Annotated in this window: 10 protein-coding genes and 1 pseudogene; 10 read left to right on the top strand and 1 reads right to left on the bottom strand. The window is 72.0% G+C overall.

The window, feature by feature from the left end; all coding sequences use genetic code 11:
* Positions 1 to 417: carboxyl transferase domain-containing protein (locus tag ASC60_RS30955; RefSeq protein WP_304956828.1), on the bottom strand; the 417-nt coding region annotated here is incomplete at its 3' end.
* 1,219 nt (positions 418 to 1,636) lie between these two features.
* Here ASC60_RS30955 and ASC60_RS30945 point away from each other — a divergent pair.
* The 10 genes and pseudogenes from ASC60_RS30945 to ASC60_RS30905 all read left to right on the top strand — a co-directional run bounded on the left by ASC60_RS30945 (position 1,637) and on the right by ASC60_RS30905 (position 13,195).
* Positions 1,637 to 2,320 carry a TetR/AcrR family transcriptional regulator gene (locus ASC60_RS30945; RefSeq protein WP_055556754.1) on the top strand — a complete coding sequence of 228 codons (684 nt, stop codon included), beginning with the start codon at positions 1,637 to 1,639 and terminating at the stop codon, positions 2,318 to 2,320.
* Between the two features lie 147 nt (positions 2,321 to 2,467).
* The gene (locus ASC60_RS30940) at positions 2,468 to 3,715 is read left to right on the top strand and encodes a cytochrome P450 (protein ID WP_055556752.1); all 1,248 of its coding nucleotides are present in this window, start codon (positions 2,468 to 2,470) and stop codon (positions 3,713 to 3,715) included.
* A 7-nt stretch (positions 3,716 to 3,722) separates the two neighbouring features.
* Positions 3,723 to 4,038: pseudogene (locus tag ASC60_RS44225) on the top strand (hypothetical protein); the annotation flags it as partial.
* 165 nt (positions 4,039 to 4,203) lie between these two features.
* Complete coding sequence (locus tag ASC60_RS30935) at positions 4,204 to 5,229, top strand: LacI family DNA-binding transcriptional regulator (RefSeq protein ID WP_055556772.1); 1,026 nt, start codon at positions 4,204 to 4,206, stop codon at positions 5,227 to 5,229.
* An 86-nt stretch (positions 5,230 to 5,315) separates the two neighbouring features.
* Complete coding sequence (locus ASC60_RS30930) at positions 5,316 to 6,914, top strand: FAD-dependent oxidoreductase (RefSeq protein ID WP_055556750.1); 1,599 nt, start codon at positions 5,316 to 5,318, stop codon at positions 6,912 to 6,914.
* A gap of 102 nt (positions 6,915 to 7,016) precedes the next feature.
* Positions 7,017 to 9,149 carry a hydantoinase/oxoprolinase family protein gene (locus ASC60_RS30925; RefSeq protein ID WP_107097209.1) on the top strand — a complete coding sequence of 711 codons (2,133 nt, stop codon included), beginning with the start codon at positions 7,017 to 7,019 and terminating at the stop codon, positions 9,147 to 9,149.
* The gene (locus tag ASC60_RS30920) at positions 9,146 to 9,697 is read left to right on the top strand and encodes a hypothetical protein (RefSeq protein WP_055556746.1); all 552 of its coding nucleotides are present in this window, start codon (positions 9,146 to 9,148) and stop codon (positions 9,695 to 9,697) included. Before ASC60_RS30925 ends, ASC60_RS30920 begins: the two co-directional genes overlap by 4 nt.
* A 3-nt stretch (positions 9,698 to 9,700) precedes the next feature.
* Positions 9,701 to 10,987, top strand: coding sequence for a TRAP transporter large permease subunit (locus tag ASC60_RS30915; protein ID WP_055556744.1), 1,287 nt, complete (start codon positions 9,701 to 9,703; stop codon positions 10,985 to 10,987).
* A 166-nt stretch (positions 10,988 to 11,153) separates the two neighbouring features.
* Positions 11,154 to 12,158 (top strand): hypothetical protein, encoded by a 1,005-nt coding sequence (locus ASC60_RS30910; RefSeq protein ID WP_055556742.1) that lies wholly within the window; start codon positions 11,154 to 11,156, stop codon positions 12,156 to 12,158.
* Positions 12,159 to 12,226: 68 nt separating this feature from the next.
* Complete coding sequence (locus tag ASC60_RS30905; protein WP_055556740.1) at positions 12,227 to 13,195, top strand: acetylxylan esterase; 969 nt, start codon at positions 12,227 to 12,229, stop codon at positions 13,193 to 13,195.
* Positions 13,196 to 13,313 lie beyond the last annotated feature (118 nt).

Genomic DNA, 13,313 nt, shown 5'->3' with positions numbered 1-13,313 from the left:
GCCGATGATGGGGCAGCCGGTCTTCAGCGCGAAGTCCATCACCTTCACGATCTTCTCGCCGTAGACCTCGCCCAGCGAGCCGCCGAAGATCGTGAAGTCCTGGGAGTAGACGCACACCGGGCGGCCGTCGACCGTGCCGTAACCGGTGACGACCCCGTCCCCGTAGGGCCGGTTCTTCTCGATGCCGAAATTGGTGGAGCGGTGCCGGGCGAACTCGTCCAGCTCGGTGAAGGACCCCTCGTCGAGGAGGAGGTCGATGCGCTCGCGGGCGGTCAGCTTGCCCTTGGCGTGCTGCTTCTCGACCGCGCGCGCGGAGCCGGCGTGTGTCGCTTCTTCGATGCGGCGCCGCAGATCCGCGACCTTCCCCGCGGTCGTGTGGATGCCGATGTCGGCCGGCTGCGCGGGCTCGGTGCTCACTGCTTGGCTCCCTTCTGAGCGTTGGTGCCGGTGGCGTGCCAGGTGGTGAGCGAGAGCCTGGTTGCCGAGGCAGCTGTGAATGAGTTTCCGAGCGGGAACGGCACTGCCATCCGCACCGGGGAACCCGGAAGGGGAGGGGTCGGTTGGTGAAGCGGGGCCGTCAGACCGGCGCCTGGGTGCACCGTTACGTCATCGCGTCTCGGCGTTCTTGGCAGGAACGAATCGGTCGGCATTGGGGGGCGGCGTGGCAGGCGGCAGCCGGGAGGGATCATGGGAGGCGCTCCAGAGGTGAGGGGCAATGGCCCGCGGGGTCGAACTCAAGGTCAGAAGGTGTCGTGGGGGCGCACACACCCCAGACGTCGCTGGAGCACGTGGCGTGCTGCCTCGGCGTTCATCGCGACGGAGGCTGCGGAGGCTCGCAGAGGCGGAAGAGGAGTGCCTGAGGGCCGGACTCGATGCCTTCTGTCAGACACACCGGGGCCCCGACCCGCACGATGAGCGGCGGCACGCCGATGACCCTGGAGCACAGCCAGAATCCCTCGTCCATGTTGATGGTGGCGAGGGCGCACTGTCTCCCGGAACTCCGGCCCATGGCCAGGACATGACGGATGACCCCCGTGCCGCGACTGAGCTCCCAGACGAGATCGGTGGAGGCGCAGACGGGACACAACAGACGGCGGAAGGCTGCGGTCCGACACCAGCGGCAGCGCTGGAAGTACAGCTCTCCGCCCCCCACTCCGCCCAGCGGCACCTGCGTGGGGCAGTCCGCCTCCGGGAGTGGGCTCGCGCTTGGATCGGCCTCCCGTTCGACGGGCGCGCTATCCGTGATTTCGATCATTGTATGGAGCACGGTGTTCCTCTCCGTCCCCGGCCCGAAACGACCCGTGACGGGAGGTGGCGGCTCACCGGTCACGGCTGTGGCACGTCGCACCGCTGTGGGGGCGTGCATATCCAAGCTATGGCACTGAGTGCCGTTGGTAAAGTACTCAGTTCCAAATCGGGGTGCGGGCGCTGGACGTGGTGGTGTGCCGACGCGGCGGTTCCTTGTGGTGGCAGGCGAAGATGTCCCTGGTCGGGCGCAGGGGAGCGCCGGGCTCGCTCCTTGCGGGGAAGCCACATCGCGCCACTCGGCGTCCGATGCCCGAGGAATTCGGTACTCAGTCCCATCGAGACGAGGCAAGTGGCGTCCGCGCGGTGAGGCGGGGAAGGATGGGGGATCATGAGCAAGCTACCTGCACGGATCCGACTGGCAGATGCCGCATTCGCGCTCTTCGACGAGCGCGGATACGAGCAGACGACCGTCGAGGACATCGCTGAGCGAGCGGGGCTCGGGCGCACGACGTTCTTCCGCAACTACCGTTCCAAGGAAGACGTCATCTTTCCGGACCACGACCGGCTTCTGGCGTTGGTCAGGGATCGGCTGGCGACCTCGAGTCACAGCACCGCCCTGGTCGCCGTGTCGGACGCGGTTCGACTCGTGCTGCTGCACTACGTGGATGAGGGCGACTTGGCGAGGCGTCGATACGCCCTCACGAGCAAGGTGGCTGCCCTGCGTGACCGGGAGATCGCCAGTGTGGGCCGCTATCAGCGGCTGTTCCGGGAGTTCATCGCGGACTGGATGGGGGGTCCGACGGAATCGGCGTCACTGAGGGCCGAACTCATGGCCGCCGCGGTGGTCGCCGCCCACAACCACGTGCTGCGTCGCTGGCTTCGGGGCGAGTCCTCCGACCCGGTCGCCGAGGTGGACGAGGCGATGCGTGAGGTGCTCGCCCTCTTTCGAGCGCCCGGCTCCTCACCGCAGCCCGGCGCTGGTACCACCGTCGTCGCGTTCAGGACCGGGCAGGACATCGACACTCTGCTTCCCTCGCTGCGGCGTCTCGTCGAGGACGGCGCCGAGGACTGAAGCCCGCTCCGCATGAACGAGTGATGCCGCGCACCACGGAGACCGGAGCGCGCTGTGGCGTGTTAGTTTCCGGCCGTGGCTTCCCTGGTCCCGAACACCTTCCCCTCCCATAGCGGAACCGCCGGAACCAGCCGAGGAGGCTGCCCGGTGGCGCTCGGCACCCGTGCCCCGCTCGGCCCGCTCGATCTCTTCGGCGACGGCTTCGTCCGAGACCCGTGCCCCTGGCTGGACCGGCTCCGGGCCGAGGCCCCCGTGCACCACGACCCCGGCACCGGGTTGTGGCTGGTCAGCCGATACGACGACGTGCGCCGCGTACTGCTCGACCCGACCCGGTTCCGTCCCGACAACGCTCTGCGCGCAGTCACCCCCCTACCGGTCGCGGCGCTGCGGATCCTCGCCCGGGCCGGCTTCACCCTCCCACCCGCGCTCGCCAACAACGGCACTCCCAGCCACCGGGGACTGCGCCGCGTGGTGACCCGGTTCTTCAACGCCGAGCGCGTCGCCGCGGCCGTACCGGTCATCGAGCGCGTCGCCGAGGACTTGCTCGACACCGTACGGCCGGAGATCGACGCCACCGGTCGCTGCGACCTGTTCAGCTCGTTCGCGCAGGTGCTGCCCTGCCGGGTACTGATGGAACTCCTCGGCATCCGGGGAGTCACTCCGGCCACCTTGATCCGCTGGAGCGATGCCTCACTGGAGCTGTTCTGGGGCAGGCCCACCTTCGACAGACAACGGGAACTGGCGGCGCTCGTCGGCGAGTTCCACCAGTGGCTGACCGACACGGTGCGTGGTGACACCGCCCCGCCCACCTCGTTCATCGGCGCGTTGACTTCCCACCGTCTGCCCGACGGCGAGCCGCTGGACATCGGGACAGCGGTGGCCGCGTGCTTCTTCGTGTTCATCGCGGGACAGTCCACCACCGGGCAGCTCATCGCCACGGTGCTGCGGCGAGCGCTCACCGAGCCGGATCTGTGGCAGCACGTGACGGCGCGGACGGGGCTGGCCGAGGCATGGGTGGAGGAAGTGCTACGCCGCGAACCGCCGGTCACCACGTGGCGGCGGGTCGCCGTCCGCTCCGTCGAACTGGGCGGGGTGCGCATCCCCGACGGCGCGCAGTTGCTGCTGATGCTGATGGGCAGCGGATCCGACCCGGAGGTCTTCCCCCACCCGGAGCGGATGCGCCCGTATCGGACGAACGTCCGTCACCATCTCGCGTTCGGCGTCGGCCGTCATCGCTGCCCGGGGGCGTCCCTGGCGCGCACAGAAGCGGCGGTGGCTTTGCGCGTAGCGGCCAGTCGTCTGCCCGGAGTACGGCTGGCCGAAGGTGGGACCGAGCCTCCGATGCTGGATCTGCTGTCCTTCCGGGCTCCCCTTGACGTCACCGTCAGCCGATGAACCAGCCACCGCCCGCCCCACCGGGGCATGGGTCACCCAGCTCGCCCGCGATCTGCTCATGGATCTCGGCGACAGCGCTGGGTACTTCCGGTTCCTGAAGGGCTGGGTACTTCCGGTTCCTGATTCGTGACCGGGACAGCAAGTTCACCGCCGCGTTCGATGCCGCCTTCGCCGGTACGCCGAGCGCTGCAACGCCGGACGATCCCACCGCAACCTCGGCCTGCGAGCACTCGACGACGACCGCGGTCCCGGCCGGGGCCGCTGCCCCGAGTCGCCGGTGCGGATCCCCGATCCGGTGCGAAGACCTCATGCACAGGGCTTGACCCGCTCCGTCCGCTGCCTGCAGGGTGCTGGTCATGCGCATAAGTAATGCGCATAACCACTCACTCGACAAGAAGGACACAAGCGTGGAGCAGTCGCGGAAGCGGGCGAGGCGAGGCCGCAACACCGGCTCCGCGGGCCGCACCTCCCGGCCCCGGCAGGCCGAGGTGGCGCAGCTCGCCGGGGTCTCCCAGGCCACCGTCTCGCTGGTGCTGTCGGCGCGTACGGACGGCAAGGCCGCGACGATCTCCGAGGAGACGCGGCAGCGCGTCCTCGACGCCGCCCGCAGCCTCGGGTACGCGCACGACCCGGCGGCGCGGCGGCTGGCCGCCGTGCGCAACAACCTCCTCGGCGTCTTCAGCTTCACCGCGACGTTCCCGATGGACGTGCAGCACTCGTACTACCCGTTCCTCGTCGGTGTGGAGCAGGAGGCGGCGGCCCGCGGCTTCGACCTGGTGCTCTTCACCGGATCGAGCAGCGGCGGAGCGGGCGCGGCGGGGCCGGACGCGCTGAGCCGGGTGCGCCTGGCCGACGGCTGTCTCTTCCTCGGCCGCCACGTGCCGCGCGCGGAGCTGAAGCGGCTGGTGGCCGACGGCTTCCCGGTGGTCCACCTGGGCCGTCGCGACGAGCTGGAGGGGCTGGCCTGGGTCGGCGCCGACTACCTCAGCGCCAGCCGCGCCGTCGTGGCGCACCTGGCGGCACTGGGTCACCGGCGCATCGTCCTGGTGCGCGAGGACGACGACGCCCCGGCGTCCGCGGACCGCGAGCGCGGCTTCCTGGAGGGGCTTGAGGAGACCGGTGCCGAGACCGGCCCGGCGCCGGTGCTGCGCTGCGCCGACCCGGTGCACGAGCTGACGGCGGAGCGGGTGCGCGCGCTGGTCGCGGACGGGGTGACGGCGTTCGTCGCGGAGGAGACGGACACCGGCGCGGCCTGGCGGGCGCTGGACGCGGCCGTCCGGGAGGCGGGGCTCGACTGCCCCGGGGACGTCTCGCTGGCCCTGCTCGGCAGTCCGCCGCCGGACCTGGCCGGTGGGCTCGTGCCCACGGGGTTCGACGTGCCCCGGCACCAGCTCGGCGCCGCCGCCGTACGGCTCCTCGCCGCCCTGGTCGCCGGTGAGCAGGTGCACGAGCCGTTGGTGGCCTGCGAGTTCCGGACCGGCGCGACGGCGGGGCCACCCGACCGTCGGCCATGACACCCCCCGGCCCTGGGGGCCTCCGGGCCCCCGCCCCGACCACCACCCCTGACGTCCAAGACACCACCCTCACCCCGAGGAGCACCGTGAAAGCAGAACCGGACATCCTGATCGTCGGTGGCGGCCTCGGCGGCGTCGCCGCCGCGCTCGCCGCCTGCCGGGCCGGCCGGCGCGTCGTGATGACCGAGGAGACCGACTGGATCGGCGGCCAGCTCACCGCGCAGGCGGTGCCGCCGGACGAGCACCCCTGGGTGGAGCAGTTCGGCACGACCGCGGCCTACCGCGCCCTGCGCGAGGGCATCCGCGCGTACTACCGCCAGTGGTACCCGCTGCGCGCCGAGGCGCGGGGGCTCGCGGAGCTGAACCCGGGGGCCGGCCGGGTCAGCAAGCTGTGCCACGAGCCGCGGGTGGCGCTGGCCGTGCTGGAGGGCATGCTCGCCCCGTTCCGTGCCGCCGGTCTGCTGACCGTCCTGACCGAGCACCGCGCCGTGTCGGCCGAGACGGACGGCGATGTGATCCGCGCGGTGACCGTGCGCGACCTGCGCGGCGGTGAGCCGACCACGTTCACCGCCCGGTATGTCGTCGACGCCACCGAGACCGGTGAACTGCTGGCCCTCGCCGGAGTGGAGCACGCGGCCGGGGCCGAGGCGCAGGACGAGTTCGGTGAGCCGCACGCCCCCGCCGAGGCGCGGCCGGACAATCAGCAGGGCATCACGGTGTGTTTCGCGCTCTCGCACCACGAGGGTGAGGACCACACCGTGGAGCGGCCCGAGACGTACGACTTCTGGCGTTCCTACCGGCCCGGCTTCTGGCCGGGGCCGCTGCTCGGCTTCGAGGCGCCCGACCCGCGCACCCTGGAGCCCGTGCCCCGTACCTTCGTGCCCAACCCGGATCTCGACCCGCTGGCGGTCAGCGCCGACCAGAGCGCCGACGCCGGGGACAAGGAGCTGTGGGGGTTCCGCCGGATCCTCGCCCGCGGGCTGCACCGGCCGGGCGCCTTCGGCTCGGACATCACCCTCGTCAACTGGCCGCTGAACGACTACTGGCTCAAGCCGTACATCGGCCAGGAGGCCGAAGCCCTGCGCGAGGCCCGTCAGTTGTCGCTGTCGGTGCTGTACTGGCTGCAGACCGAGGCGCCGCGCGCGGACGGCGGCACCGGGTTCCCGGGGCTGCGCATCCGCCCGGACGTCACCGGCACCGCGGACGGCCTGGCCAAGGCGGCCTACGTGCGCGAGTCGCGGCGCATCAAGGCGGTGACGACCGTGGTCGAACAGGATGTCGCGATCGACGTCGTCGGGGCGTACGGCAGGACCCGCTACCGCGACTCGGTCGGGGTCGGCGGCTACCGCATCGACCTGCACCCCTCGACGGGCGGGGACACCTACATCGACGTCGGCTCCGTGCCGTTCGAGATCCCGCTCGGCGCGCTGGTGCCGCGCCGGGTGCGCAACCTGCTGCCCGCCGGGAAGAACATCGGCACCACGCACATCACCAACGGCTGCTACCGGCTGCACCCGGTCGAGTGGAACGTCGGCGAGGTCGCCGGCGCCCTCGCCGCCCACTGCCTGGACGAGGGGGTCGAACCGCACCAGGTGCAGGCCGAGGACAAGCGGTTCGAGGAGTTCGGCCGCCTCCTGGACCGCTGGGGCGTGCAGCGCCGCTGGCCCGACGTCCGCGGCTACTGACCCGGCCCGCCGCCTCACCGGCCCTCGCGTCACCGCCCGCTTTCCCTCGTAGCCCCCCACGTCTTCGACCCACCCATGTCAACGCACAAGGAGGTGCCCACCATGGTTCCAGACCGTCGCATCCGCGTCGGCATCGACGTGGGTGGCACGTTCACCGACGCCGTGGCGGTCGACGCCGCCACGCTCACCCTGGTGGGCCAGGTGAAGGTGCCCACCAGCCACCACCACGAGGACGGCGTCGCCCACGGCATCGTCCAGGCGCTGCGGCGGCTCCTGGACGAGTCCGGGCGCACCGCGTCCGATGTGGTCTTCCTGGCCCACGGCACGACGCAGGCCACCAACGCCCTGCTGGAGGGCGACGTCGCCAAGGTCGGCCTGATCGGGATCGGCGCCGGCCCCGGCGCGGTGGTCACCCGGCGGCTCGCTTCCTTCGGCAAGCTCGAACTCACCGCCGGCAAGCGGCTCCCGCTGGCCTACGCCCATGTGGCCGACCCCTCCGACGAGGCCGCGGTGCTGGCGGCCGTGGAGCGGGTGCGCGCGGACGGCGCCGACGTCCTCGTCGCCACCGAGCCGTTCGGCGTGGACCGGCCCGAGGGCGAGCGGGCCGTGCTCGACGCCGCGCGGCCGACCGGCCTGCCGCTGGCCGCCGCCCACGAGATCACCTCGATGTACGGACTGCACAAGCGGACGCGGACGGCGGTGGTCAACGCCGCGATCCTGCCCCGGATGCTCACCACGGCCGACCTGGTGGACGCGTCCATCACGAAGGCCGGTGTGATGGCCCCGCTGATGGTGATGCGCTGCGACGGCGGCGTCATGTCCCTGGACGAGATGCGCCGCCGCCCCCTTCTGACGATCCTGTCGGGCCCGGCGGCGGGCGTGGCCGGGGCGCTGATGCAGGAGCGGATCAGCGAGGGACTGTTCCTGGAGACGGGCGGCACCTCCACCGACATCAGCGTCGTACGGCGGGGCAGGGTCGCCGTACGCCACGCCACGATCCTCGGCAGGACCTCGTACCTGAACGCGCTCGACGTCCGCACCGTCGGCGTCGGCGGCGGCTCCATGGTGCGCGTCTCCGGCGGCCGGGTGGTCGGCGTCGGCCCGCGCAGCGCCCACATCGCGGGCCTGCCCTACGCCTGCTTCGCCTCGCCCGGCGAACTGCGCGACGCCCGGGTGGCCACGGTCCGGCCGATGGCCGGCGACCCCGACGACTACCTGGTCCTGGACGCCGCAGGCGGTCGCTTCGCCGTCACCATGACCTGTGCGGCCAACGCCCTCGGGCGGGTCGGTGAGGGGGACTTCGCGCGCGGCGACCAGGACGTGGCGCGGGCCGCCCTCGCCCCGGTGGCCGCCGCGCTCGGCACGGACGTGGCCGGTGCGGCACGGGCGGTGCTCGACGCGGGCACCGAACAGGTCGGGACGGTGGTGGAGGCGATGATCCGCGACTACCGCCTGGACCGCGACACCGCACTCCTCGTGGGCGGCGGCGGGGGAGCGGCGGCGGTGACGCCGCACCTGGCCGCCTCCCTCGGGCTCGAAGGACGCATCGCCCGGCACAGCGAGGTCATCAGCCCCATCGGGGTGGCGCTGGCGCTGGTGCGCGAACAGGTCGAGCGCATCGTGCCCGGCGCCACCCAGGAACAGATCCTCGCGGTACGCGCCGAGGCCGAACAGGCCGTCGTCGCACAGGGCGCCGCCGCCGACGGCGTCGAGGTGGAGGTGACCGTCGACCCGCAGACCAACACCGTCCGGGCGGTCGCCACGGGCGCCACCGAACTGCGCACCCAGGACCGCTCCCACCGCGCGGACGCCGACGAACGGCTGCGCGCCGCCGCCACCAGCCTCAAGACGGGGGAGGCACAGGTGCGGGTGCTGGCGGGGACGGACGCGTACACGGTGTACGGCACCGAGGTACGGCGCCGGCTGCGGGCCGACCGCCACCCGGTGCGCGTGGTCGACGCGGACGGCGTGGTGCGGCTCGGCGCGCCGGACGCCCACGTGGCGACCATGACCGTCGCGGAGTCCGGCGAGGCGCTGGCCGCACTGGTGCGTGACACCACCTCCTACGGCGACGGAGGGGCGCGGGCCCCCGCCGTACGGCTCCTGGTCGGCGGCCGGATCGCGGATCTCTCCGGCGTCCTCGACCCCGAGGCGCTGCTGGCGCTGGCCCGCACCGAACTGCGCCCGCGCGGATCCGGGGAGCCGGTCGTCGCCGTCGTGGAGTCCCGGACATGAACGACGACCACGACCTGCACCTCGCGGTACGCCTCCTCGCGGGCACCCCCACGCACGAGGGCCGCGACCCCGCGCTGCTCGGCCGATGGGCCCGTACCGCCTCGGAGTTCGGCCGCCGGATGACCTTGCGGCACGAGACCGTCCGGGTGATCGAGCGGGACGGCGGACTGGAGGCCGGGCTGTTCGCCCGCTACCGGTCCCGGCCGCCGGTCGTCGAGGTGTACGCCGACACCGTGGCACGCGCCGAGCGGCTGGTCGCCGAGCGCGGCTGGCGCCACTGGTTCCCGGAAGGGTCGGTGCGCGCCGCCGCCCTCGCCCACGAGCAGGCGCACGCCTGGCTCCACCACGCCCCGGTGCGCGCGGAGTTCAAGCGCGCGCTCGGCCACACGGCGCTGCGGCTCGGACGGCGCCGCCTGTACGCCTACGTCGCGGGCGCGGACGAGATCGCCGCGCACGCCTACGCCCAGACCGCGTGCGGCCTGGGACGCAGCCCTCTGCTGCTCACGGAGGCGCTGGCCGCCGCCGTGTCCTTCGAAAGCGAGAACTGATCGATGGGTGTCGTCATCCTGCTTGTCATGGCGGTGGGAGTCGCCGCCATGCTCACCCGCAAACTGCCCACGGCGTTCGCCCTGGTGCTGCTCGCCGTGGTGATCGCGTTCCTGGCGGGCGCTCCGCTCACCGGCAAGGAGAGCGTGCTCGACACGGTGCTCCAGGAGGGGGCGCCCGCGCTCGCCGCCACGATGATCGCGATCCTGCTGGGCTCGTGGCTCGGCAAGCTCCTGGAGGAGACCGGGATCGCGGGCACCCTGGTCCGCAAGATCGTCGAATTCGGCGGCGACCGGCCGGTGTTCGTCGCTCTCGGCGTGCTCGCCGTGTCCGCGCTGGTCGGCACCGTGACCGGATCGGCGCCCGCGGCGATGCTCGCCGGTCTGATCGGCATCCCCGCGATGATCGCGGTGGGCATCCCCAAGGTGACCGCCGCGGGCACGGTCCTGATGGGGATAGCCGTCGGCGTGCCCTTCGAACTGCCGGTGTGGCAGTTCTTCTCCACCGCCCTGGACCTGCCGATCGACACGGTACGCGGCTTCATGGTGAAGCTGTTCCCGTTCGCCCTGGTGGCCGCCGTCGCCTATGTGCTGGTGGAGTCCCGGCGCCGCGGCGTCGAGCACACCTGGTCCCTGAAGGCGGCGCGGGCACGGCCCTCGGGCGCCGACCGCCGCCGGCGGCTCGGCGACGCCCCCTGGTACGCCCTGCTCACCCCGGCGGTTCCCCTCGTCCTCGCCCTCGGCCTGGACGTGGCCATCATCCCCTCGCTGCTGGGCGGCGTGCTGTACGCGCTGGTGACGACGACCCGGCCGCGGGAGATGAACCGCCGTCTGCTGCGCACCCTCTACGGCGGGTTCGAGGTGGCCGCCCCGCCCATCACCCTCTTCGTGGCCATCGGCATCCTGCTCGCCGCGGTCAAGCTGCCCGGCGCGGTCGACGCCCTGCAGCCCCTCGTCAAGGCCGTCAGCCCGCAGAACACCGTCCTGTTCATCCTCGTCTTCACCCTGCTGGTGCCGCTGTGCCTGTTCCGGGGCCCGCTGAACGTCTTCGGCCTCGGCGCCGGAATCGCGGGCGTCCTCGTCGCCACCGGCATCTACCCGGCCGTCGCCGTCCTCGGAATGACCGCCTCGTACAACCAGGTCTTCGGCGTGTCCGACCCGACCAGCACCCAGACCGTGTGGAGCGCCCAGTACGCGGGTGTCTCCCCGCACCAGGTGATGGTGCGCACCCTGCCGTACGTGTGGGCCGTGGCCCTCGGCGGTCTGTGCGTCACCGCCTTCACCGAGCTGTGACCGGAGCCGACCCGATCCGCGCTCCGAGGATCCGCGCGGACCACCCCGCCCCGTAGCAACCGAACCCGTAGCAACCGAATCCGTAGCAACCGAATCCGAGCCACCGAACCCGAGGTGCCCGACCCGCAGTATCCGACCCGCAGTATCCGACCCAAGGGAGTCGATCATGCCCGAGCCGCAGTCCGGTCTCGACCGCCGTATGTTCCTGCGCGCCACCGCCCTCTCCGGCGCGGCGCTCACCTTCGGCGGGTCGGCCACGCCGTCCGCCTCCGCCGCGCCCGGCGGATTCCCGGACTACACCTACGTCCGCACGCTGCTCACCCCGTCGCGGCTGAAGTACAACCCGACCGGCGAGATCATCTTCCCCACGGTCCGCGGGGTGTACGACAAGCTGGCCGGTCCCCTGGGCCGGTACTACCTCTACTACGCGCCGCACGACGCGCCGGGCGGCATCTGCCTGGCCTACGGCGACTCCCTGGAAGGCCCGTTCACCGAGTACCCGGACAACCCCATCGTGGCGAACAGATGGGACCCGCACTACTCGGTCAGCCACGTCTCCTCGCCGCACGTGCTGTGGAAGGAGGACGTCAAGGAGTTCTGGCTGTACTTCCACGGCGAGAACACCACCACCCGCCTCGCCCGCTCGAAGGACGGGATCCACTTCACCTACGACAAGGTGGTGCTGAACACGTCCATGATGCCCGCCGGCACCACCGAGACGTCCTACGCCCGGGTGTTCCGGCACGACCTGCCCGCCCGCGGCGCCCACTACGTGATGCTGTTCATGATCAACAACACCACCAACCACCGGGACATCGGCTGGGGCTGGTCCGCGGACGGCCGCGGCTGGACCTTCGACCGGACGCCGCTGGTGCGCCACTCGGACGTCGGCGCGGTCAACGTCGGCGGGCCGCATCTGCTGACCCGCGGCGGCTCCGCGTTCGTCGTCTACAACAAGGACAAGGAGAGCGGCGGCGACCTCATGATCACCGAGGTGGGCAAGGACTTCTCGCTCCGCAAGCACCTCGGCGTCTTCTACGACTCCCGCTCATCGGCGCCCGAGAACGGCCGGGCCGCGGCCCCCTCCTTCGGCACGGACCACGGCGTCCCGTACATGATCTACGAAGCGGGCGAACGCCTCGCCGGATCCATCGCGGTGGCCCGGGGATAGCCCCGGCCCCCGCCCGAACCGGGTACGCACCGCACGACCGTCCGTCCTCCTGGGGAGAGCAGTCCCGCATGGCACTTTTCGACCTTCCACGCGAACAGCTGCACCGCTACCGCAGCGCCTCCGCCGAACCGGACGACTTCGACGCGTTCTGGTCCGCCACCCTGGCGGAGGCCCGGCGGTACGACCTCGACGCCCGCTTCGAGCCCGTCGACACGGGCCTCAGCACCGTGCGGGTGTACGACGCCACGTTCGCCGGCTTCGGCGGTCACCCGGTGAAGGGCTGGCTGACGCTGCCCGCGGAGATCGCTGAGCCGGTGCCCCTCGTCGTGGAGTTCGTGGGGTACGGAGGCGGGCGGGGCCTGCCCCACGAGCACCTGCTCTGGGCGTCCACCGGCCGGGCGCACTTCGTGATGGACACCCGCGGCCAGGGCAGCGGCTGGGGCGGGGGCGGGGGCACCCCGGACCCGGTGGGCGCCGCTCCCGCCTACCCGGGATTCATGACCCGCGGGATCGACGCGCCCGAGAACCACTACTACCGGCGGGTGTTCACCGACGCGGTGCGGGCGGTGGAGGCCGCCCGCACGCATCCGCTCACCGACGCCTCCCGTACGGCGGTCATCGGCGAGAGCCAGGGCGGAGGCATCTCGATAGCGGTGGGAGGACTGGTCCCCGACCTGCTGGCGGTCGCCCCGGACGTGCCGTTCCTGTGCGACTTCCCGCGCGCCGTCACCCTGACGGACTCGGGCCCGTACCGGGAGATCGGCCTGTTCCTCCGTACGCATCGCGGCCGCACCGGAGAAGCGCTGCGCACGCTCTCCTACTTCGACGGCGTCCACTTCGCCGCTCGTGGCCGGGTGCCCGCGCTCTTCTCCACCGCCCTCGAGGATCAGACATGCCCGCCCTCCACGGTGTTCGCGGCCTTCAACGCCTGGGCCCACGAGGACAGGTCCATCGAGGTGTACGACTTCAACGGCCACGAGGGCGGCGGCCCGTACCAGGCGGCGGCGAAGCTGAGGTGGCTCAGGCGCCGGATGTGACGCCGGCAGTACCCCCGCGAAAGCCGGTGAACGGTCGGCGTCACATCCGTTGACGCGCGCACCGGGACCGCCGAAGAATGTGCGGGTCCCTTCTGACAACGTTGTCTAGCATCGAGGT

The sequence above is a fragment of the Streptomyces sp. NBRC 110028 genome (assembly GCF_001417735.1).
Lineage (GTDB): Bacteria > Actinomycetota > Actinomycetes > Streptomycetales > Streptomycetaceae > Streptomyces.
Note: the sequence above shows the minus strand (reverse complement) of the source record. Positions and strands in the feature narration are given on the sequence as shown.